The 25,115-nt window shown below is 42.5% G+C and carries 16 protein-coding genes; 4 read left to right on the top strand and 12 right to left on the bottom strand.

Annotated elements, in window-relative coordinates:
- Positions 1-4: 4 nt before the first annotated feature.
- The 9 genes from QVC79_RS16205 to QVC79_RS16165 form a co-directional block, all read right to left on the bottom strand.
- On the bottom strand, positions 5-2,332 hold the full coding sequence (locus QVC79_RS16205) for a S9 family peptidase (protein ID WP_270595468.1): 2,328 nt from the start codon (positions 2,330-2,332) through the stop codon (positions 5-7).
- A 3-nt stretch (positions 2,333-2,335) separates the two neighbouring features.
- Positions 2,336-4,672 (bottom strand): S9 family peptidase, encoded by a 2,337-nt coding sequence (locus QVC79_RS16200; protein ID WP_270595467.1) that lies wholly within the window; start codon positions 4,670-4,672, stop codon positions 2,336-2,338.
- Between the two features lie 102 nt (positions 4,673-4,774).
- Positions 4,775-6,430: a PKD-like family lipoprotein gene (locus QVC79_RS16195; RefSeq protein WP_270595466.1), complete on the bottom strand. Its 1,656-nt coding sequence runs from the start codon at positions 6,428-6,430 to the stop codon at positions 4,775-4,777.
- Positions 6,431-6,446: 16 nt separating this feature from the next.
- Positions 6,447-7,184: a DUF4843 domain-containing protein gene (locus QVC79_RS16190; protein WP_270595465.1), complete on the bottom strand. Its 738-nt coding sequence runs from the start codon at positions 7,182-7,184 to the stop codon at positions 6,447-6,449.
- 13 nt (positions 7,185-7,197) lie between these two features.
- Positions 7,198-8,700 carry a RagB/SusD family nutrient uptake outer membrane protein gene (locus tag QVC79_RS16185; protein WP_270595464.1) on the bottom strand — a complete coding sequence of 501 codons (1,503 nt, stop codon included), beginning with the start codon at positions 8,698-8,700 and terminating at the stop codon, positions 7,198-7,200.
- Positions 8,701-8,713: 13 nt separating this feature from the next.
- A complete protein-coding gene (locus QVC79_RS16180; protein ID WP_270595463.1) occupies positions 8,714-12,151 on the bottom strand; it encodes a SusC/RagA family TonB-linked outer membrane protein in 3,438 nt (1,145 codons plus the stop codon).
- A 267-nt stretch (positions 12,152-12,418) separates the two neighbouring features.
- Positions 12,419-13,585 (bottom strand): FecR family protein, encoded by a 1,167-nt coding sequence (locus QVC79_RS16175; RefSeq protein WP_270595462.1) that lies wholly within the window; start codon positions 13,583-13,585, stop codon positions 12,419-12,421.
- Between the two features lie 109 nt (positions 13,586-13,694).
- Positions 13,695-14,249 (bottom strand): RNA polymerase sigma-70 factor, encoded by a 555-nt coding sequence (locus QVC79_RS16170; RefSeq protein WP_270595461.1) that lies wholly within the window; start codon positions 14,247-14,249, stop codon positions 13,695-13,697.
- A gap of 105 nt (positions 14,250-14,354) precedes the next feature.
- Positions 14,355-15,752 carry an alkaline phosphatase gene (locus QVC79_RS16165; RefSeq protein ID WP_270595460.1) on the bottom strand — a complete coding sequence of 466 codons (1,398 nt, stop codon included), beginning with the start codon at positions 15,750-15,752 and terminating at the stop codon, positions 14,355-14,357.
- A 244-nt stretch (positions 15,753-15,996) separates the two neighbouring features.
- Between QVC79_RS16165 and QVC79_RS16160 the strand changes: the two genes are divergently transcribed.
- Positions 15,997-16,689 (top strand): iron-sulfur cluster assembly scaffold protein, encoded by a 693-nt coding sequence (locus QVC79_RS16160; protein WP_027201981.1) that lies wholly within the window; start codon positions 15,997-15,999, stop codon positions 16,687-16,689.
- Between the two features lie 109 nt (positions 16,690-16,798).
- On the top strand, positions 16,799-17,797 hold the full coding sequence (locus QVC79_RS16155) for a GGGtGRT protein (RefSeq protein ID WP_087422584.1): 999 nt from the start codon (positions 16,799-16,801) through the stop codon (positions 17,795-17,797).
- A 50-nt stretch (positions 17,798-17,847) separates the two neighbouring features.
- Here QVC79_RS16155 and QVC79_RS16150 read toward each other — a convergent pair whose 3' ends face one another.
- Both QVC79_RS16150 and QVC79_RS16145 read right to left on the bottom strand, forming a co-directional pair.
- Positions 17,848-18,741, bottom strand: a complete 894-nt coding sequence (locus QVC79_RS16150; protein ID WP_270595459.1) for a lysophospholipid acyltransferase family protein — start codon at positions 18,739-18,741, stop codon at positions 17,848-17,850.
- Between the two features lie 141 nt (positions 18,742-18,882).
- A complete protein-coding gene (locus QVC79_RS16145; protein ID WP_270595458.1) occupies positions 18,883-21,330 on the bottom strand; it encodes a TonB-dependent receptor in 2,448 nt (815 codons plus the stop codon).
- 147 nt (positions 21,331-21,477) lie between these two features.
- On the opposite strand from QVC79_RS16145, the gene QVC79_RS16140 reads away from it, so the two are divergent.
- Positions 21,478-22,179, top strand: a complete 702-nt coding sequence (locus tag QVC79_RS16140) for a response regulator transcription factor (protein WP_270595457.1) — start codon at positions 21,478-21,480, stop codon at positions 22,177-22,179.
- Between the two features lie 4 nt (positions 22,180-22,183).
- Positions 22,184-23,551, top strand: coding sequence for a sensor histidine kinase (locus QVC79_RS16135; protein WP_270595456.1), 1,368 nt, complete (start codon positions 22,184-22,186; stop codon positions 23,549-23,551).
- A 359-nt stretch (positions 23,552-23,910) separates the two neighbouring features.
- Here the strand turns inward: QVC79_RS16135 and QVC79_RS16130 are convergent, their stop codons facing one another.
- Positions 23,911-25,095: a TlpA disulfide reductase family protein gene (locus QVC79_RS16130; RefSeq protein WP_270595455.1), complete on the bottom strand. Its 1,185-nt coding sequence runs from the start codon at positions 25,093-25,095 to the stop codon at positions 23,911-23,913.
- Between the last annotated feature and the right edge of the window lie 20 nt (positions 25,096-25,115).

Raw genomic sequence — 25,115 nt, 5'->3', positions numbered from 1 at the left:
TAGATCAATGCTTTTTCATGAAGTAATCGATATCTCCTTGATAATTGGCTGAATCATCGCCCAGCAAATATTTAGCAAAATGGAACCACATTTTCCGTTCAAAGAAATCACCATTTTCTCCAAAGAAACCATGCGTACTACCAGGCAGTACAATCATATCAAAATTTTTTCCGGCCTGAATCAAAGCTTCCACAACCCGTAACGTATGCGAAGGATGTACAGTCTTATCCATATCGCCCGTCACAATCAATAATCCTCCCTTATAATTCTTTACCAATTCTTGATTCGTTTTACTCTTCGCCTCGAAAGTAATCTCCTCTCTATCTCCATTCACGCTATCCTTGACGACTCGCTTATTCTCTTTCACCCCGTAATGAATTTCGACAAAACCTTTATTATAAATATTATTGTCATGATTTCCAGCAGACGACACCGCAGCACTATAAAAGTCAGGATAAGTCAACAAAGCCGACGTAGACATAAATCCACCTCCGGAATGACCAAAAATACCCACTTTTTCCCCATTTATAAAAGAATAACGTTCTGCTAATTGTTCAATTGCATATTTATCATCAGCCAAAGGATAATCTCGCTGGTTGCCATACCCATATGTATGGTAATATTTACCTCTCATAGGCGTTCCTCCCCGATGTCCCAAGGAAACTACGATAAAACCGACCTGGGCCAAACGAGTATTTAAATCATCATTTATCGTGAAACGAGTTTGCACGTATTCAAAGAAAGGACCCGGATAAACAGACGAAATAATCGGATAGATTTTCGTGGAGTCGAAATCCGCAGGTTTCCACATCACACCATAAATATCCGTTACCCCGTCAGCAGCTTTCACTTTAAAACGCTCGGGCTTTTTCCATCCGAAAGCATAAAGGCTCTCCAAATCCGATTTCTCCAACTCCAGAATCACTTTTCCTTTCCGGTCACGCACCACGTTGACGGGCTCCATGTCCACCCGGGAATAACAATCCACAATATACTTGCTTGATGGAGATATATCCACGTCATGTGAAGCATCTTCCGGGGTCAACAATGTTATTGCATTAGCCTTATCCAAATCAGCACGGTAAAGGACATAATAGTAAGGATCTATCTCTTTCTCTTTTCCCAAACCTATAAAATAAATCTGTCGACGGGCGGTATCAATCTTCATAATCGGTCCGGCCACCCATGCTCCAGATGTCACTTGATTTTTCAAATTTCCATCTTTATCATACAAATAGTAATGTCCCCACCCACTACGTTCAGAACGGAAAAGGATCTCGTTTCCATCATTCAAGAAATGGATTGCTCGCATTTGATAATCTAAATAAGGCTTGTCAACTTCATGAATCAACACTTTCACCTCTCCCGTTTCCGTATCGACTACACAAATCTCACATTCATCCCACGTCCTCTTGTAACGCTGAAAATAAAGTCGTTTTGCATCATTACTAGCATACAAAATATCTACATATTGATCTTTCCAACGATCAATATTAATCTTTTTTACCTCCCGAGTATTCGCATCCCCAATTAATAATTCAAATTGAATCACGTTTTTATCACCCGCTAATTCTGCCTTATAAGTTTTCAGGCGAGGACGAGGCTCTGCTAAAGCATCAATCAACCACAAATCCTCCACCTTACGGGAATCGTCTCGAACAGCGTAAAACTTGTGTCCCGTCTTAAACCATTGGGCAGAACATCCCATACGTTCATTTACTTCGCCTTCATCCTCTCGATTAAAAGTATAATAACGTTCCCCGTCAGTCGTTAATTGCACTTCAGTCGTGTCCTTACCCTTGCTCGCATTCCCCACGATATAGAGATTATGCCGCTTAGCAAACAACATATAAGAACTATCCTGACAATAATACATCCAATAAGGATCATACTTCGTCCGCCCCTTCTGCTTTTCCTCTAGTTTTAATTCTTTCGTTTTGATATTATAAGTAAAATCTTTCCTATCAAACCAGAAACGAATAGTTTCCCCATCCTCATCGAAGTCAAAATTCAATTCCAAGTCCTTATGATTGTATCCCTTTTTAGTGATCTCACTGATTTTCATCAATAGCTCTGCATTGTCGAAAAGCAAACGTTTCTCTTTCTTAGCCGGATCAACTAAATAATAGTTTTTCCCCTCACTAGTGCGAAAAGAATACCAAAAACGATCCGTGTTATTAATAAAACAAGGATTCACTTCCAAGCTATTCTTCGTCAAAGGCACTTGTGTTATACGCCGGAAACGTTCGGCAAGCTCATAATTCGCTTTTTGCTGCCCGAATGTTCCAACAGAAACAAGCAGAAACAGACTAATAACTAATTTCTTTAACATATCCTATTTATCAGATTTCTTGTATTGTTCAATTTCATAATAGTAATCCCCGGTATTATCCCCCAACAGGAGGCGGGCAAAATGGAACCACATCTTACGCTCATAAAAAGTATTCTCCTCTCCACTGAAACCATGATTCGATCTCGGCAACATAATCATATCAAAATTCTTACCGGCCTTAATCAACGCATCCGCCACTCGCAAGGTGTGAGCCGGATGTACGTTATCATCCATCCAACCATGTACCAACAACAAACCGCCTTTATAATTCTTTGCCAATTCCATATTCGTCCCCACTCTAAATTTAAAGGTCGATTCGGTCCGATCACCATTCACGCTATCCTTAATCACTTTCTTTTCCTCCTTCACGCCGTTGTGAGTTTCCCCCCACCAGTGATTGTAAATATGGTTATCATGATTTCCCGCAGATGACACAGCAGCCTTATAAAAATCCGGATAGGTACAAATAGCGGCAGTTGACATAAATCCTCCCCCGGAATGGCCGTAAATTCCCACTTTCGTCACGTCAATAAAAGAATGACGATCAGCCAATTGCTCAATTGCATATTTATCATCCGCTAACGGATAATCCCGCAATCTCCCATGACTATACGTGTGATAAAATTTCCCCCGCATAGGCGTTCCACCTCGATGTCCCACGGCAATTACGATAAATCCTAATTGGGCCAAACGGGTATTTTCATCATGAATCAATCGGAACTGCGTCGGAACGTATTCATAAAAAGGACCGGGATACACGGAAGAGATAATCGGATAAACTTTCGTCGAATCAAAATCAAACGGTTTCCACATCACCCCGTAAAGGTCTGTCATTCCATCGGCAGCTTTCACCTTAAAGCGCTCCGGAGCTTTCCACCCCATCTCTAACGCCCGGCGAATATCAGGCCTTTCCAATTCCATAATCTCTCCCCCATTCCGGTTTTTCAACACGATACGAGGTACCATATCCACTCGCTCGTAAATATCCACAAAATACTTGAAAGATTTCGAGAAATGCACTTGATGATTCGTGTTATCAAAAGTCAATTGAGTCAAGCTCTCCGGCTTATCAATATTTACCCTACATGGAATATAATAATAGGGATCAATATTCTTATCTTTCCCCAATGCATAAAAATAAAGAGTACGTCCCACCGTATCGATTTCCGCACAAGGTCCTGCCACCCATTCTCCGGAAGTAATGGCATGTTTAAAATTCCCCTCGTTATCGTAGAGATAATAATGTCCCCATCCCGTACGCTCGGAACGATAAATAATATCTTTCCCGTCGTTCAGGAACATAATATTCGCCATTTTATAATCCATAAAAGGTTTGTCTATTTCATGAATTAACACTTTCACCTCTCCCGTTGCGAGATTGGCAACACAAACCTCTTGTTCGTCAAAAGCCCGGGTCTTCCGTTCAAAGTAAATCTTATTGCCATCTTTTGAGGTGTAAAGTATATCCACGTACTGGTCTTGCCAACCATTAATATCAATCGTTTTCACCTCTTTCGTTTCCACGTCAATAACCGTTAACTCGTACTTTTCCAATTTCTGGTCCCCTGCCATAGCATATTTGTAAGTTTTCAGCATGGGACGGGGATCTGTCATCACATCTACCAGAAACAATTCATCCACGTGTCGGTTATCACAACGCAATGCATATATTTTTTTTGAATCCTTCATCCACACAGCTATGGGTGCAGTTGGAAACGTGTCTGCCGCAATCTCGTCCTCGTCCTTGGTGTAAGAAAAATATCTCTCCCCATCCGTCGTCAACTGCACGATTGTGGTATCTTTCCCTTTATCCTTATTACCCATGACATAGAGATTATGCCGTTGGGCAAACACTATATATGTACTATCCGGTGAATATTTTTTCCACGAGTCCCCAAATCCCTCGTTAATCACGGTATCCAATTTCGTCACGTCCTCTGTTATCATATTATAACGATACTTGCGCTTTTCAAAATTGAACGTAAAAGAAGTCCCCTTTTTATCAAATTTCAACTCTTGAAACGTGAAATTCTTTGCATCACACACCCCATGTGTTTCCTGATTTAAAAATCCAAACAATTTCTCCGGGTTAAACAGTAAGCGTTTTTCCCCTTTCTCTGGATTCACATAGTAATAACGTTTTCCCTCTTCTGTCGTGAACGAATACCAAAAACATTCCCCGTCATTGATATACATAGGGTATATACTCATGCTATTTCCATCCGCAACCCGAAAATTACTACTCGTGAAACGATCTGCTAACTTAAAATTTGCTTTTTGTTGTCCCCACAATAATGAGGTCATCGTCAAACCGACCAACAAAAAAAATATCTTTTTCATACAAGTAAAAACAAACATACATACAACATCTAAAATGAACCCCGCCTCCCCGCATGACGGGCAAGCGAGGCTCATTTAAGCATTAACTTCCATCAACCAGAATTACAAACAAGTTCCTTGGTATAGGTTAGCCCCACTTCCCCATTTAGGAATAAAATCAACCACGTCCATCATCTCCGGATCCAGAGTCTTCAAGTTTTCTTTATACACACTCTTATACACAAATCTTTCCTCTTCAGACCGTTTTACCTCTAACACCTCAAAAGTTCCGTCTACCATTAGCACCCCAACCAATATGTAATCCAAGTCCCTAATATATCGGATTTTTATAGATTGAATCTCTACAGGCGCTGTATAGAAATGCTCGCTAGGCTGTTGCCCTATTCCTTCCCATACCATACTACATCCGTAAAGTTGATTCCCGGCAGCAATAAATAGCCAATCATAATCGTCATAAGTATTAGGATCATAACCATAAGTATAATGGAAATAAGCAGCATCTTTAAAATCCGTAAACATTGACTGATTTGCAAACGCTCTCACTTGAGACTCTTCCAAACCTATAAAATCCGCAGCTTTTTTATGATCACCAAAAGCATACCGATGCCATACACAAGTTCCATTTTCCAACTTCAGCAACGATAAAAGATAATCATGTTTACTGACAAAACAATCCTTGATACGCTCTCCTTTGAACTTTTGAAACAAACTCATATCAAACTCGCCTGCTGTATTATTCCGAATCTCCAATTTCCGTCCTACTTCATTCTTCGGATCAAGAATAAAGGTTTTATTATCCTTGCTAGACTCATCATAAAATGCCCACATTGTTCCTTCTGTATCAATTGCAGGTACCACGTTTATATAATAATCATTATCAGCCTTCGATGTTTGAATTAAAGATGTAAATTTCATTCCATTAAATGCCGGGTCATCATTATAACGTCCCGAATGCAAATCCGTCATCACATTAGCAACGGCGTAATACAACAGCCCGTTTTCCGCCAATAACCATTTACTTGTTTTAGAAAGAGCTACATCCCGAATGACTAAATTTTCCGGAAAAGTTCCCATAAATTCATCGAACGGACGTCCGGTATAGGTTAATGCATTACCACTTAATTCAACCGGACCGCTTTCTTGCAACACCATTACTTCCGAATTTTCAGTTGAAACATAATCATCATAGGAAAATTCTTCAACTAATTTTATCGGCCCCGTTCCTAATTGTTCTCCTAGCCCTGTGGCAAATTGTACATTCAATAAAGAATCTCTCCACCGATCATATTTACCATCAAGAAGATAATGAATCGTTTGCCTTTTCGTGATCAACATATCCAAACGGCTAGCTCCAGAAGCCGTACGCCCCAAAAACAACCACCCCAATTTATACAATGGTGTCACATTCATGGTAGTCCCTTTCGGGAAAGCCACACTCGTTTTGTTATCAATAGCATTAAAGATCAATTCGTAGTCTCCGTACACATCTGCCGTGAACGTATAAGAAGCTTCCGTAGATACCTCTTTTCCATCCAACAACCAAGAGTAACTCAAATCTGGATTTAATGAGTCAATTGACAAACGGACTTTAGGTGTTAGTGTCACCGACTCCCCGGGAAACAATGAATAACTTGCATCAATCCCCTCTACTTTCCAATTTTCATACTCGTTTACCTCCTTGTAATCCAAGTTTGTCTCATCATCAATACAAGACACGGCAATAAACACCGATATAAATATAAACAATATATATTTCATAACTTTTCTATTTAAATTATCCTGCAACAGGCACTGTTATTACACGCCCATTCTCATCTCTCATCGGTTCACCATTCACCTTTTCGTATTCCTCCAACGTATATTTCAAGCGGATTGCATACTTCTTCATTACATTCATATCCGTACCGTCAAATGACTCCCCTCCTTTTTCTAACTCTTCCAAGAACATGATATATTTTGTTTCCGAATACTCTCCCAGATAAACATCTTCCACAATATTAGATGGCCGGTCTACCGTACCATCATTACGACTCCACCAAATAGGGATCTCTAATTTATCAGACACGTAAAATTTCGCTACTTGGTAATCTCGATCCCCTTGCTTTACACTTTCGCTATTATCTATCTTCAAAAACAACCGGAAAGACTTATTATCCAGTTCGTCAAAATTATTGAAGAACTTCACCCGTATCGTATCAACATCCTGGCCGGGAGTGAACTCGCATGCCATCGGCAACTCATAGGCGGTCGCCGGAAGCGTGGTCGAATCTGTCGGGGAAATCGTGAACTTACGAGGTTCGGTCAAATAAGCCCCATGGATCTGCACCGGAATTTCAGCCACAATCTCTCCTTCCGGGTACGTTTTGAAAGAATACACTGCGCTATCCTGCGTTGAATTTTTCACGAAAGAAATATACACGGTTTCTCCGCTATATAATTTTATTTCTTCTTTCGAACAAGCTCCCAAGAAAAACAGGAACAATATGATCGAATAAACATATATTTTTTTCATACTCTCTACTATTTTATTTAAGATTCGTTTCTGTATCCGGAATCGGCACAATTACATACTTCGTTTCAATCGGCACAACCTCGCTACCTTCAAAAGGAATATCCTTCTTCAAACGTTTATACAAATAAAAAATTTGCCCTTCCCCAATCCATTCTCTACGCATATCATTAATCAACACATCCATAAAATTATTCTCATCGGCATTATTCACTTTGTCTAGCGAAAGACTATTATAAGAAGAATAACGAGACTGTTTCACTGCCCGCAAATATCCCTTTGCCTCATCCAAATTTTTCTTGTAAATAGTTTCTGCCGCAATATAATATGCCTCTGACATGCGTACCAATGGCACCAGATAATTGCTTATATTAGCTTCTGTATTACCAGCATCATATTTTTCATATTTACTAAAACGATACTCGCCCGAACTATTATTCTGCCATTTCTTATAGCGCATGTCTTTAGTTCCCTCTCCCTCGAAAATATCATCTAGATTAGTTGTCATTAAATAGGTATGTTTATAGGGGCTCGGATCCGTCAAATCATTATAAATATTAATATACTCTATCACATCTAATGACTCTACCCCCCAGAGAACATCTCCGTACAACTTGATATCTCCATCTTTGACACTACTGTATTTCACAGTAAAGCTATTCGTCTTCGTGTTGTAATCAATCAATTCTTTGGCATATTGATAGGCTTCATCCTCCCGCTGTGCATACAAACAGACCCGGGCGAGAATAGCGGTTGCCGCATGATAATTCAATCGGTAACCTCTCTTATGCTCTAAGAAAAAGTCATCTTTTGAAGAAGTCGTCTCGAAACGTCTTTGCGCCGTGAAAGTTGTTGCTGAATCAGCCTTCCATAATAACTCCCGTGCCACCTTCAAATCCCGGATTGCACTATTCAAACAACTATCCACGGTCAACGGGATAGATACGTATGACGGGTACTCCGAAATATATGGGATATACTTCGTTGTTCCAGGATTCATTGCCGGAGATGCAGCAAATAATCGCAACATATCAAACTGAATAAAAGCCCGAAGTGCAAGTGCCTCCCCCCAGATCATCTTCTGTTCTCGCTCTTTATATGCAAATTTACTGGGATCCTCCTTCGAGATATTTTGAATCAAATTATTACAATTGGCAACCATCTTGTAAGCTTTCTCCCAAATAGACTCAATCTCCGGTTTCAATAAATCGTTATCCCAATTATTTTTATATATTCCATAATAAAACATAGTTAGAGCCCGATTACCGCCGCCATAAACGCTATATGTCGTGTAGGTACGCCCTAATACATCAACCAACCCCCAAGTCAAATCTTCCCCATACAGAGCCTGACCACTCATTCCATAATAAATACCATTCAAAGCATGCCGATACCCATCTCCGGTAGCAAACATATCACTTTCATCAAGCTCGTCTTCCGGTTTCACATCCAACCAGCTATTGCAAGAATATGCAAACAGCGTTAAAAACAACAATGATAATAATCTATATTTTCTCATAACTTTTCCCATTTTAGAAAGTGGCTCTCAAAGAGAAATTAAATGTCCGGGCAAACGGATAACTCGTTCCCCGTTCCAATCTTACCGTAGACGCCCTGAAAAGGTCATTCGTACTCAACTCTAAACGCAACATCTTCAGACGAATCTTCTTCAACCAATCCGTATTAAAATCATAACTCAACGTCAACGCACTTAATGACAATTCATTATCATCCTGCACGAAACGAGAGGTCGGCATTGTCGAAGTGTTCATATCCTTAATGTTTCTCAAAGGAGCAATATCTCCCGGTTTTTGCCAACGTTGAGTTAACACCCGACGATCCACATTACTATTCTCGATGTCGGCATTTTCTACTCCGTCCACCAAGGTTTGGTTATATGTCTGTTTTCCCCAATCGTATGCAAATGAAGCAAACAACGTCAAATTTTTGTATGTCAGGTTCACCCCAAATGAACCACTCGCTTTAGGCTCCTCGTCACCCACACGCACTGTTTCAGTCGCTTTCCAAAGTGAAGAGACAGAACCATCCCTATATAAGAATAACTCGTTACCTGTCATGGGATCAATACCCAACGAACGTATAGCAAAAATAGAGGTTAACGAGGCTCCCTCTTCATACTTCATTTCCGGTTCTGAATACTCTGACCCCCATTCAGATAAATGGACATTACCTTGCGCATTTTCCGCTGCCTCATACTTCTCGTTCACTCGTTGGTTATAAGCTCGCAAAGCATCTGAAATCTTCAATATTTCATTTCTATTGTGATTCAAATTACCCCACAACGACACATTCCAATCCTTATCCTTATACACGTCAAAACGTACTTGAATATCAAATCCCTTATTCAATGTTTCCCCTAGGTTATCTTTATAAGAAGTGAATCCAGCCGACGCAGGTAATGACACATCCGTGATCAAATCTACCGTCTTGTTGTAATAATAATCAAAATTCAACGAGATACGTTCGTGCCAAAACTGCAAGTCCGTACCCATATTCAACTTATTCGTCGTTTCCCATTTCAAATTATGATTCCCCAATGCTTTTAACTGTGTTCCGAATCCGGTCGCATACCAACGGTCATTTGTTGCATAAACCGTCTTGGCCGAATACGATGGGAAATTCACTTTACCCGTCTGCCCGTAAGACACACGCACTTTCAACTGGTTTATCACGTCATTATCTTTCAAAAAACCATAATTATGGACATTCAACCCCACGCCGGTAGACCAGAAGGGAGCCCATTTTTGATCTGACCCGAACTCCGATGAACCGTCGAAACGCACGGATAAGTCAGCCAAATAAATATCATTCCACGTGTAGTTGGCACTTAACAAAAAACCGACCAAACGTTTCAAGCTCTCGCTCTTACCCGGTTTCTGATAAATCTCTGCCGCATAGTTCGGAGAATGGAATGCTCCCGACGGGAACCCTCTATAATGAGCCGAAGTAGATTCAGACTTCGTGGACTGAGCGTTTACAATAGCCGACACGTTCAGATTGTGTAACCCCAACGATCTGGAATAATACAATGAGAACTGCGTGTCCCATTTCGTGTTATCACTACTAGTTGTGTAAAGATCCCCCAATAAAGAAGAATTTGCACTAGTACTGGTATTCGCCGTTCTTGCCGTAGCGTTAGAGGATTTCGGGTCAATAAAACGCTCCGTTCTCCCCATAGTCTTTGTCAATGCCAATTGCCCCTTCAAGGTTAAATAATTATTAATAAACCACTGGAACATAAACTGTTCGATAATTTCATCCTGTTTATTCCAGTTATAATTATTCAATTTAGCTTCGTAGAACGGGTTATTCAATTGCTTATCCCCCCTATCTCTTGAAAACGTAAGCTGTTGTACCAAAATTCCCTCATCATTATACAAACGATCATACGGTTGCAAGTGAGCGTAATCCGAGAAACTTCCATAAGGAGAATCTGGGGCATCCGTGAAATTATACGAAATCTTATTCAATACCTGCAATTTATCTTTCAACCTCCAGTCTACCGTAAAACCCACGTCCACATTATCCCGGTAAGAACCTTTCATCACACCATTCTCGTTTGTGTACCCTAACTCCAAGTTATAACGCAAATCAACATTCCCCCCCTCTATCGACAAACTATGTTTATGATTCACCGCATTACGCAAGGGCAATGACAACCAATCCGTATTAACCCCTTTCTGCACATTCACCAAACGTTTATTATAAGCCCGGATAGCATCTTCTCGATTAGCGTAATATCCATTCTCCGGTTCATATATCCCCGCAAGTCTCTCTATCTCCAATTTCTCCTGGGCATTAGCCAAATTATAATCTGACAAATCCGGCAAAGAAAGCGATCCCGTCAAATTGTAAGAAATCGTCACTTCTCCCGGTTTCGGAGCTCTCGTCGTGATCACGATCACACCGTTGGCAGCACGAGAACCGTACATCGCCGTAGCAGCAGCATCTTTCAATATATTAATCGTTTCCACCCGGTTCGGATCCATATCATACACTTTTTGAACGCTCACCTCAAATCCATCCATGATAAAAGTTGGCAAGTTCGGATTATTCTCCAAAGACGATTTTGACAATGCATCCTTATCCAATCCTTTCACACCAATTCCCGACCGTCCCCGGATATACATCTCAGGTACCGCATTCGGGTCCGATCCCCAAATATTACTCTTCTGTATTCGAAAAGATGGATCGAACGAGGCTAATGCCTGCACCACATTCGTTGGTGAAGCCTTTAGCAAATCTTCTCGTTTTACAGAGATGGAACTACCCGTGAAACTCTCTTTCTTCACATTAGCATATCCGGTCACAACAACTTCTTCCAAATCCTCCGTGTCCGGAAACATTTTAATAGAAATCTCCTTGCCTAAATCCCTTACTTTATTCAAATCCACCTCGTGTGACTTCATCCCCACGAAAGAAAAAATCAACACCATCGTATCCCGTTTGGGTAATTCAATTTTAAACTTTCCATCAATATCCGTCACAACACCAACTGCTGTACCCTTCAAAAGCACAGTTACACCCGGAAGAATCTCTCCTCGATCATCAACGACTTTCCCTTGTACCGTCACTTTTTTTACCTCATCTTTTTTGTCGTCGGGAGTAATTACAATCAGATTGTCAACAATCTTAAAAGTATACTTCGTTCCTGACAAACAACTATTCAGAATGTCCTGAAGAGAGGCATTAGAGAATGAACGTGTAATTCCGGTCACTCCTTTAATCTCCTCATCATTATACAGAAACTCGTAACCTGTTTTTTGTTTTAGAACATTCAAGACTTCGCTCAAAGACTGTTGTTCAAACCGAACTGTAATGCTCTGCTGGCTGAACGCATTTTCGCCCGAAAATGCCAAATGTGTAAGCAATAGCATCATCATCATTAGCTTGCAGACTAATGATCGTTTGCTACCACCCAACATGCAGTTTTTAATTTTACTTTTCATTGATAATTTATTTAGGTCATTTTTGCACACATACACCCGGACGTTTCGGCAAATTCAAAGAATTTGCCTCTGGCCCAAGCAATTGATGTTTATTAAAACTTAAAAATTCAAACATAACACGCACCTTCAATGAAATTATTTTCCATTGTTTGAGACACATCATTTTGTTTTGGAGAAAAATCAAGTATATTTGTGAAATCCCCTTTGGGTTTATTTTAGTACACATTTTTGTAAAGTCGGAGTTGCAGCTTCGGCTTTACTATTTCACTACTTCTCCATTACTGTCACTGTTCTACCCTTTACATCAAATTTTATATTTGTTGTTAAACTCAATAATTCCAACACATCAGCAATCTTGGCATAACGAGGCAAGTAACCGGTAAAGTGATAATTTTTGACAGCCTCGTTCATATAGAACACATCTATCGTGTACCAGCGAGAAAGTTTCGTCATAATCTCCTGAATACTTTCACTTTTAAACCGGAAATTCTCATACATCCAAGTCGTGTACACCTCAACATCCACTTCCCTCACGTTCACTTCTCCATCTTTTATAATCGCCTGTTGACCAGGATTCAAAATCGTCTGTTTCCCATCCATATCAATTTCGACCTTACCGGTAGCCAACGTTGTTTTAGAAGTTTCGTCTCCCTCGTAACTATTCACGTTAAACGAAGTTCCCAAAACCTTCACCGCATAATCCTTACATTGTACGATAAAAGGCTTGGACGGATTTTTAGCCACCTCGAAATAAGCCTCTCCGGACAAATACACCAAACGCTGCTCGCTATTAGCAAAACTTTCCGGGAAACGAAGTTCCGTCTGTGCATTCAAATACACCCGGGTTCCATCTCCCAACACAATCTGATACTCTCCCCCTCTTGGAATCTCGACTTTATTATACCTTATTTCTCTCACACTTTCCTCCAATTGTCGATCTGTAAAAACAACCTCTTTTCCGTTATTTTCTGCCAAAGAAGTAACGAGATCGACCTGATTCAATGAATCCAAATGATAGACGTCCCCTGATGCGACAGTCAGTTTAGCAATGGAACGCCCCGGAGTAATCTCTTCCACCTTGGCAACCGGAACAACAGTAGCCTCTTCCTTCAACAAGAAAGCGATTGCCACTCCCAAAACAACCACAACAGAAACCGCAACTTGATATACCCTCATCAAACGTTTTCTCCTTCTCCGGGCTGCTTTTTGTTTCACGATCTGCCATGCTCCGCCAGCATCATAAGACAATATTTTCTGAATGTCTTCATATTGCATCGCTTCATCCTGAATCCGGGCAAAAAGAGCTTTATGAGAATCGGCCTCCTCCAACCATGCATCTAGTTTTTGTTGTCCTTTCTCATCTATTTCACTCCGCAAATAAGCTAATATTATCGCGGCAATGTCATACGGATATGTGTTAATACTATTTTTCATACATTATTATTACACAACCCTACCTCGAAAGGATTAAACGGGATCGCATTTTTTTCAAAAAAAATACAATTCACACCTACGCCTAATTTTCACACACCACGTTTATCCCTTAGAACAAGGGATTTAGTAACATTAATAATGGGAAAATATCTTTCAAATTTTCTCTTAAAATCTTTTTTCCGCGAGCCTTTTGTGCTTTTACAGTATTAACACTCAATCCAAGTTCTTGTGCGGCACTTTCATTATCCAACCCTTGAAAATAACAAAGCTGAAAGACCTTCCGGCACTCCTCCGGCAATTTTTCAACAGCAGTGGCCAATTCTCTATGAATTTCAGCTAAAATAATGCTTTCCTCGAAATCTTCAGTCTGTTCTTCATGAGCCAATGAAGCAATATACCGATCTTTCGAACGGGTATTGCGGATATAATTTAAACAAGAATTCCGAATGGATAAATACAAGAAATTTTTCAAATGTACTTCGGATTGAAAAAGCATCTTTTTCTCCAACAGAGCGATAAAAACATCTTGTACAAGATCCTCTATCACCTCCTCGTTTTTCAAGAACTGGGAAGCGAAATAACAAAGAGAGCCGTAATACTCTTTGAATATTACCTCAATATTGTTAACTTGACCTTGTACTCCAGTAATCTCTCGCTTTTCCATTCTATCAATTTTATTGACGAAATAAAAACTGATAAAGGAATTAAATTCAACGACACCACGCCACCCAATAACATCTAATAAAAAATAAACATTGTTAATTAAATACTACTCATATTTTGCCAAAGCCTCAATTATTCTAGGAATATCCGTGTTATCCAAGCGTCCATTAAACCATTCCGCACCAACCCCGATTGCATATACCGGAACAACTCCCGCCGAATGCCCCCCGCTGGCCCAGCTAATTTTGGCAAGACGATTCAGTATATTGATGGACAATTGAGCGATCGGCTCATTCTCCGAATACAAATTTTTAACCATTTCAACGGTCTTGCCCGAGAATGTTTCCCGATAACAATTCTTCAAGGCCTGTTCGTCTTCCGTTGATAAATTTACGGTATTCCAGAAACCTAAATTCTTCGCCAGAAGCTCCTGCACATCCTCCCACGCCACCTGATTACTCTTCATATCTCGTAATTCCCGAATCTCACGAGTCAATTTCTCCAGAGACACCCTCTGATTCTCCAATACCCGAAGATTCAATTGATACGAGCCAGTCCCGAGAACGATGCCTCCCGTCTCGTGATCGGCAGTAACCACGATCAACGTCTCATCCGGATGTTTCAAATAAAACTCGTATGCTTTTTGTACCGCATCAGCAAAATCTTCCACTTCTCGAAAAGCCGTGGCAGCATCATTCACATGACAAGCATAATCAATCAAACCACCCTCCACCATTAGGAAAAAACCCTGTTTTCCCCGGCTCAAAAAATCTATCGCCCCTTCCGTCATCTGACTTAACGTGAAATCATCCTCTTCCCGATCTATCGCGTAAGGTAACGTTGTCTGTAATCCGCCTTGAATGACCACCAGTTTAGACAACTCAACCATCTTTTCCCGAAACATCTCGTTTCCCCGAACAACCAAATATCCCGACTCATGCAACAAATCAAAAAGATTCGTGGAATCTTTCGGGGATACGGATTGAATAATACCTCCACCGCCATATAAATCAAACCCGGCCTTGATGGCATCTTTCCCCAACTCGAAATACATCGTCCGCCGGGGCTGATGCCCGTAAAACGCCGCCGGAGTGGCATGATTCATCCCGACACTAGTAATGATTCCCACTTTACGTCCGGCTTCTTTTGCCCGTACGGCAACACTATATAAAGGCTCTTTCTGTTCCTTATCCATCCCGATCGTGCCATTCTTCGTCTTCTCCCCGGTAGCCAAGGCTGTTCCGGCGGCAGCGGAGCAAGTAACACCATGATAAGAAGAATAAGTCGTTGCGTAATTACGAACCGGGAAACTGGCAAAATTCAGCCCTTTCACCCCGATAACACTATCCAACTCGGCCAGAAACATTTCTGTCCCGTTCACCTGATTGACCCCCATACCATCACCGATAAAATAGAACACGTACTTTACATGCCGGGGCTCGCTACAACTTTCGAAAAGGAAAACCAATACTCCAACAAGCCAAATAAATAACAACTTTCTCATCCTCTTACATTTTATTCCTCAAAACTAGGCATAAAGAAACAAAAAGCCAAACACAACAATCATTATTTCCTTTCCATTGAAACTCCACCAATAATACACTATATTACAATATTTTATCATGCAAACGTATGCACGATTTTATGTTTTATAAGATGTTTTTTATCCAAAACAAATGTGTTAATTTTGCCCGACTTTAAAACAAAGACAAGGTATTTAACAATATATCAACAAAAAAACAAAAACAATGATTTACTCACATGAAGTACAACACATGTGTGTTGTGAAAAAAGGACCGAATCACGGTCCGGCACCTATCCCGGAAGAAGGGAAATGGGTTCGTTCCAAAGAGATCAAGGACATTTCAGGATTGACTCACGGTATCGGCTGGTGTGCCCCACAACAGGGAGCTTGTAAATTGACCTTGAACATCAAGGACGGGATTATCGAAGAAGCATTGATCGAGACGATCGGTTGCTCCGGAATGACCCACTCCGCGGCTATGGCCTCCGAGATTTTACCGGGCAAAACTTTACTGGAAGCCTTGAACACGGACCTCGTTTGTGATGCCATCAACACAGCTATGCGCGAACTCTTCCTGCAAATCGTTTACGGCCGTAGCCAAAGTGCTTTCTCGGAAGGCGGACTTCCCATCGGGGCCAGCCTCGAAGACTTGGGTAAAGGCATGAGAAGTCAAGTAGGAACCATGTTCGGAACCAAAGCCAAAGGTACCCGTTACCTTGAAATGGCCGAAGGTTATGTAACCCGTATGGGTCTTGATGAAGACGGAGAAGTCATCGGTTACGAATTCATCCACTTGGGTAAATTTACCGATATGTTGAAAAAAGGTATTGATCCCAAAGAAGCTGTCGAAAAAGCAACAGGATCATACGGTCGTTTCGCAGATGCAGTAAAATACATCGATCCGCGTCAAGAATAAAACAATTTAGTGATTTACGATTTATGATTAAGTGATTATCACCTAATCAAAAAATCTGAAATCACAAAAGTCGCCCGCGACTTTGTAATCATTAAATCTAAAATTAATTATGGCTTTATTTGAAAGTTACGACCGTCGGATTAATCAAATTAACACGGTTCTAAATAATTACGGAATAAAAGACATCGAAGAGGCAAAAGCCATCTGTGATGCCAAAGGGATCGACCCCTACAAAATGTGTAAAGATATTCAACCCATCGCATTCGAAAATGCAGCTTGGGCTTATGTAGTCGGTGCAGCTATCGCAATCAAAAAAGGATGCAAAAAAGCTGCTGAAGCCGCAGAAGCAATCGGAGAAGGTTTACAGTCATTCTGTATTCCCGGATCTGTTGCTGCCGATCGTAAAGTGGGTTTAGGCCATGGAAACTTGGCTGCCATGTTACTCCGTGAAGAAACCAAATGCTTTGCATTCCTTGCTGGACACGAATCTTTCGCCGCGGCAGAAGGTGCCATCGGTATCGCAAAATCAGCCAATAAAGTACGCCAACAACCGTTGAAAGTAATCTTGAACGGCTTGGGTAAAGACGCTGCCATGATCATCTCCCGCATCAACGGCTTCACTTACGTGCAAACCGAATTCGACTACTACACCGGAGAACTGAAAATCGTAAAAGAAAAAGCATATTCTAAAGGCGAACGTGCCCAAGTAAGATGCTACGGGGCTGACGATGTTCGGGAAGGCGTAGCTATCATGCGTCACGAGGGAGTGGACGTTTCCATCACCGGAAACTCAACCAACCCGACTCGTTTCCAACATCCGGTTGCCGGAACCTACAAAAAAGAGTGTATGGAAACCGGAAGAAAATACTTCTCTGTCGCCTCTGGTGGTGGTACCGGACGTACCCTTCACCCGGACAACATGGCAGCCGGACCGGCTAGCTATGGTTTCACCGACACGCTTGGCCGTATGCACGGAGACGCCCAATTCGCGGGTTCATCCTCCGTTCCCGCACACGTGGAAATGATGGGATTCCTTGGAATGGGTAATAACCCGATGGTTGGAGCAACCGTTGCTGTCGCTGTTTCCATCGAAGAAGCAATGAAATAGTGTTAAAACATCACTTCATAAAAAATCCAGGATTTCAGTCCTGGATTTTTTTATGCAACAACCACCCTCTTGTGCTTCCACCTCCGGTGTGACCACAACCAATAGGCAGGTTCCTCCCGGATAAAACGTTCCAGCATCTGGATGTGCATACGAGTCAACTCCCCCGGTTCCAAACTTTGCGGGTCGGAACACAAGTCGTAAAACTCGGCATGATAATAGCCCCGTTTCACCTTACGCATATTCACGAAAACCACCGGCTGGTTTAACTTCCGGGCGATCCTTTCCGTTCCCTCCAGTACGGCCGTGTCTTGATTCAAGAAACGAGTCCAGAAATGAAGAGAGCGTTTATTAGGTGTCTGGTCACCAATAAACCCGGTCATCGTAATCTTTCCCTCCTGTTGATTCCTCAACATCACCCGTAGCGTATCCGCTTTTGCCAAAGGCGTGGCCCCGAAGCGGCTCCTGATCTTACACGTCATCCGATCAAACACCTTATTATGTATCGGTTTATAAATCGGGATCAATTCGACATCCTTCTCCCACAACTTATAAGAATACATCATCTCCCAATTCCCGTAATGCCCGGAAAAAGCAATCACGCTACGTCCTTGTTCGAAATAACGGTGCGGTACATCCATATTCACCATCACGCAACGCCTCTTGATCTCGTCCTCCGAGATATGCCACAATTTATAAAACTCGGCAAAAGTATCACACAAATGGCGATAGTACTTCCGGGCGATTCCCTTTCGCTCTTCCTCGCTCTTCTCCGGGAAAGAATTTCGCAAATTCATATCGACCACCTTCCGACGATAATGAACACCATAAAACAAAATAACGAACAACACATCTGTCACCAGATACATCACGGGTAAAGGTAAAAAACTAACTCCCCACAACATTCCATATCCCAAATACGAACATAGATTAACTAATAATTTCATCTAAAAAGTATAAATTTCACACGCATTTTAAACTTGATTCCTACAGCAAGTCAATCAAAGATAACACAATTATCAACCATCTGACAAAAATGATCCAATATTTATACTTTTTCTACACAAATTGCATTCTAAAGCCCCCGCTCACTCTTTCAGCACATCGTCATTCACAATTCCTCTTTTTACCTTCTTCACCGCGGCCCGTAAGTTCCCGATCCGGTAAGACAACCAAAACTGAACACTCGAATATTCCATGACATTCCCAAAATGCTGGACATACCCCGCTCCTATTTTCTTCCCTTCCGACTTCCGTTCATTATCAAAAATATTACTAGCCGCCAAAGACAAGGTAAAACGATCTTTCAAGAAACTCTTATTCACCTGCAACACGTAGTAATAACTCCCCGGATAATCCGTTTGCAGGCTGACCCGGGAACCGATATAACCACCCTGCACCATCGTCCGGATACCCCATCTCAACGTCTGTTGTACCATCCCCGTCACCGAATATTGCCACCCACATGCGCTTGACGGTACTTCCTTACTCTCCAAATCAATATATGCCACGTTTCCGTTCAAACGCACGCTGGTCTTACTCTTCAAATTACAATTCACGAACAGATTCAACGCCACGCTATTCTCCTTCCCGATATTTCCGTAGGTATTCTCCACCCGTCCTTCCTCGCTCACAAAGCCATACCCTTGAATCGCGTTCCCGGCATAACGATAATCGAGACTGGCGTTCACCATCCATTTCGAAGCGAAGGAACTAAACCCGAAACTGACATGATGAAAGCGTTCCGCCTTCAAACGACTATTCCCGTAAGACACCACGCTGGCATTCGTTTCCGACTGGTACGGGTTCAGCAAACCAACTCCCGGTCGCATGATCCGCATATTATACCCCAACTTCCACACCCGTGTCCGGGCCGCCTGAAACGATAACGCCACGGAGGGTACCAAATTAGAAAAACGGGCATCAAAATCCGGTTGCGTATCCGGGTACAGAGAAACATCCAAAGTTGCCTGTTCAAAACGAGTCCCCAACTTCATCCCGAACTTCTTATAGTTGAACGAATAAGCGGCATAGGCAGCATAAATATCCTGCACGTGCAAAAGTTTCTCCATCCGTTCAGCCTGCATTCCCCAATCCGCTCCCGCATCCGTTCGCTCCCGATAAAAACTCTTGCTCGACGTGTTCCTCCGAATATACTTTACCCCGCTCTCCAAAGCGTGTACCGCACTAAACCGATTCACGTAATCTGCCTGCACCGTGTGTTCTCCCGTGTAAGCCTTATTCCGGTTCCGAGTTTCATAAGGAGAAAACTTCACCCCCTCATCCATCTTTTGGAAATCAAACACGTCCCGGTTTGTATATCCTTCCGAGGGCGTCCGATTATACATATAAGAAAGCGTAAACACGTGATCCGGATTCTCGAACGTCCGTTGATAATTAAACGCCAGCTCCCGTGTTCCATCGTCCATCCCGATTCTCTCTGACACCCCGTATTCATACAAAGAAGCATGATCCTCTCGTCGCGCCTCATTCCATCCCGTCTGTTTCCACCTCGAATCCGTCTGCCGGGAAGAAAAAGAAAACGTCAACAAATTCAACGAATCCACCTCGTAACTCATCTCGACATTTCCCCAAGTCATCGGCTGGACCACCTCGCTATTCATATCCCACACGAGATAACGTTGCTCCTGATCGTTCAGGTTCTCCAACACGTTATGATACTCCGACCTCCTCGCCCCCACGTCATAATAAGACAAGAAAGACGACAACGACAATTTACCATACTTCAACATCCCGTTCGCGGCCACATTCCAAGTCCCGTAATCATCCCCGCCTCCCACGACATACAAGGAATATCCCTCCAGCCCCATCCTCGCCATTTCAATATTTATAATACCACCCACCTCCGATGCATCATATTTCGCACCCGGGTCCGTGATCACCTCGATCTTTTTCACCGCTACGGCGGGAATCCCTTTCAATCCCTTTCCCGGTTGCTGTTTCACCAGCCCCGACGGGCGTCCGTTTATATAAATACTGCATTTTCTCCCGTTCAGTTCAATGCCATCCATCCCGTCAACGGTCACCAATGGAACCTTACGTAACACCTCCAGCACGCTTTCATTCTTCGCGTCAGGATCATCCCCCATGTCATAAGTAATTTTATCCACCTCAAACCGGATCGGCAACTTCCTAGCAACCACATCCACCTCCTGCAATCTCTCCGCGGACGCCACCATGTACAATGTTCCCACACTCATCTCGTCCCGTCCTGCCTCAACCCGGAATTCCCACACTACCCCCCGATAACCCACGTGAGAAAAAGTAAGTACATACTTCCCTACCGCCAAAGGTCCCACCTTAAAAAAGCCATTCGTATCGGTCACCGTCAGCTTCACGGGAATTGTTCGATGTTCCGCCTCCGCCACCTGCACCGTGGCATATGCGATCGCTTTCAACGACACCGTGTCCTTCACCCATCCTTTCACGATACATCCTTTCTCATCTTGCCGCGCATACGCCACCGACGTCACGCAAAACAATAAAATCAAGCCTAAATATTTATTGATCTCCATTCGTTCGATTTTTTAACAAATATACTCCCGAATCCTTGCGAGTAGCTTACGCCTTCCTTACATTTACCTTACATTTCATCCCACCCGCTAGATTTCACGTTTTTTTTCCCTAGATTTGTATAGAGAATCATGGAAAACGGCGTCACTATGGATAAAGAATTCAATTTCATCAAAAGAAAACACATCCTGATTGTCGATGACGAACGACAATTACTCGACCTCATCGAGAGCATTCTCAGGGACGACGGGTTCTCTTCCATCACCACCGCTGGTTCCGCTCAAGAAGCCATTGTCGCCTGCCACACCTCCTTCCCCGATCTCGCCATCTTGGACGTGAATCTTCCGGATAAAGACGGGTTCTCCCTGATGAAAGACATCCGACAGATCAAGGATATTCCCATCCTGTTCCTAACCGCCCGGGACAAGCCCGAAGATATGTTCACGGGACTGGATGCCGGGGGCGACGATTACATGACCAAACCGTTTCTTCCCAAAGAACTCCTTCTCCGGCTGAGTGCCATTCTTCGCCGATCATACAAAAATGAGAAAACAGTGATCGAGCTGGCCCATTGCACCATCGATTTCGACAAGGCAGAAATAAACCGCCAAGGTGAGACCTTCCCGCTCACCGCCAGAGAACACGCCATTTTGAACGTACTCTACAAATCGGCCAACCGCATCGTTACCATGGACGCCCTTTGCGCGGAAGCGTGGGGCGATAATCTCTACGGGTATGAAAATTCCCTTATGGCCCACATCCGGCGTATCCGGGAAAAGATAGAAATGACCCCTTCCTCCCCGGAATCTCTCATCACGATCAAGGGGCTTGGTTACAAACTTATCCTATAAAACCATGAAAGACCTGCAACATTCCATAAAGCGTATCGGGAAACGAGTTCTCATCGGGGCCATCTTGCTAATCTCCGTGAACATTCTCATCTACTCGCTCGTCGTCCACTATTACCTGAAAGCCGGGGTTTCCCAGCCGCCAGCACAATTTATCCGCAAGCTGGCTGATCGCTTGCACATCGAGGATAATAATTTCAAGGTCGACTCCCTGTTACTCGTGCAGGTCAAGGAACAGCAAATATGGGTCATGCTACTTGATGACAAGCAAAGAAATATCCGCTGGGCCGTCAATCTCCCCGGATTATTACCGGACACCACCACGCTAGGAGACATCTCCACGCTCGCAAAATCCCATCTGAAAAACGATTCTCCTGCAGGTTGCAAAAGAGACGAAGAGATGTTCGCTGCCAGCGACCTAAATGATAACTCTCCAAATTTCGACAACATGCAACAAATCACGGAAATGAAGTTCTTCCCGGTTCTCAACCACCTCTTGATCTTGGGTAACATTTCCGTGTTGATTTTAGGCTATTTGTTCATTGATCGCCGTATGCTGCATTCCCTGAAAAGTATTCTTGGCGGGATACAAAGATTATCTCGCGGGGAAACCGTCCGGGTGAATGAAAAAGGTATCTTCTCGGATGTTGCCTCTTGTCTGAACCAGACATCAGACCTTTTGCATAAACAAACCGCTTATCGGGAAAACTGGATCGCAGGCGTGTCACATGACGTACGCACCCCTTTGTCCGTCATTCTCGGACGTGCCGGACAACTGGAAGACGGAGACTATTCCTCGGAAGAGACTCGTAAACAGGCTCTTTATATCAAGAATCAAGCGCTTAAATTACGGGAACTCATCAACGACCTAAACCTCTTTTCTCAACTCGAAAAAGGGACTCAACCCTTGCGGGAAGAAACCTTTCCCCCCTCCGTTTTCTTCCGGCAAACCATTGCCGCTTTTCTAAACAACGACCCTCGCACCCAATATTATCAAATTGAAACCCGTATAGACCCGAACATCGAAAAAAGCACCCTGCATGGAGACCCCGGCCTACTCTCCCGGGCCATCAACAATTTGCTTTACAACAGTATCCAGCACACCTCGGCAGGAACGACATTAACGTTGAGCCTGACCTATCAATCGGGTTTCTACCGCTTTTCCGTTTCCGATAACGGCAAAGGAGTTTCTCCTGCCTTCCTGCAAAAATTACAAACTTTGGCTCAAGGGGAAATCCCGGACCTCCTTCCCGGGCAGGAACACGGCTTGGGATTAAGCATTGTTTGCCAGATCGTGAAACTACATAAAGGAAAAATCTGTTTTCACAATTTACAGCCACACGGTTTTTCAACTGAAATATTGCTACCAGAATAACACATTTTCCGGAACAACTAAAAAATGACTTTTGGAGACACCCACTTTTTAATCCCAATTAATACCTAAATTCTTTATTACAAGTTGATCATTACCTGATGAACACCGTCATGAACCTTATAAATACCTTATAAAAACCTTATATGAACCTTATATATAATAAGGTTCATAAAGTATTATTAAACTCTATCAAAAAAATATCTTAGACTATTCATGCAGTAGTAATCATTTAATCATCATGAAATTATTATTATCCTCCTCTCAAATTCCCATCCAACTGTATCCAAAAATTTTAGGTCTTCCATAGATTAAAAAAAATAATCTATGAAAAACCTAAAATTTCCCTATATCAACGCTAATTATTTCTTGAATATCTTTTCTAATTCTCGATCAAGCCCAGCCGAGTCGCCAACATATTTCACCACAATCTTTCCCTCCGGATCAATCAAAATTTTAGTCGGAATTGCTGAAATATCATACATCTCGTTGAGTTGTTTTTGCTGGTCCCGTTTTTCGTAAATATTCATTTGTGGCCAGTCTATTTTATCTTCTTGGGCAGCTTTTTTAATGACCTCATCCTTACGGTCCGAAGCAATTCCCAGAAGAACAAAATTTTCACCCTTGTATTTTTGATTAATTTGAATCAGATGGGGATGACTTTTCCGGCAAGGTACACACCAAGAGGCCCAGAAATCCAATAACACGTATTTTCCCCTGTAATCTGCCAAATGAATATCTTCGCCCGTGTAAATATTCTTCAACGTGAAATCAGGAGCCGGAGCTCCGGGAGCCAAAGCCGTTCTAACCCGAATCAATTCCGCAAGTTTCTTTCCGGCTTCAGATTGTTGCACCTCGTTTGAAAACCGATCATATTGTTGTTTCAATTCCCCCGCAGTCTTACTGGTCAAACCGGAATTCAAGTATAACCACATAGCGTATTCCCGATTCGGGTGAGAAGTAATCCACTCCGTTGTACGTTGAGAAATTCGTGCCCGCAAAGCATTTTGTTGCTCGAAAACATCCATCTTGGCCACCGAATCATCGGCCAACACGGCATCATTCAACGCATCGTGTAAAACGTTTATCTCATTCAGCTCTTTCAGATTCAGATGTTGTAATTCCATCATCCCTTGGTTAAATTCATCCTCGCTTACCACCTCCACGAAAGGAAAATCTTTCTGGTCACCTTGAATCTCAATTTGGGCCCCGGGACTGACAAAAAAGGTCAAATCAAATTTCCCGGACAAAATCATTCCCCTTTTCCCTTTCCATTTCGCCCGACTTGCTTCCTGCTCTTTTTGGGATAAACGCATAAACGTCAGTTGTTGTCGTTGATCCGCTTTCCCGGAGTACACGAACTCACCGTTCTCCACTTTCAAGGTATCAAACTTGGAATTTCCACCCTGCCTGTCCAAAACGATAATTTTTATATCTTCACTCATCCCGGATAATTTCCCTTTCACCGTGTAACTATCCGTCTGCCCCATCATTTGCTGTATTCCACAAAACAAGCAAATGAATCCGATCAATATTATTCTTTTCATCATATTTCAATTCATGTCAC

The organism is Butyricimonas sp. (assembly GCF_019423355.1).
Lineage (GTDB): Bacteria > Bacteroidota > Bacteroidia > Bacteroidales > Marinifilaceae > Butyricimonas > Butyricimonas faecihominis.
Note: the sequence above shows the minus strand (reverse complement) of the source record. Positions and strands in the feature narration are given on the sequence as shown.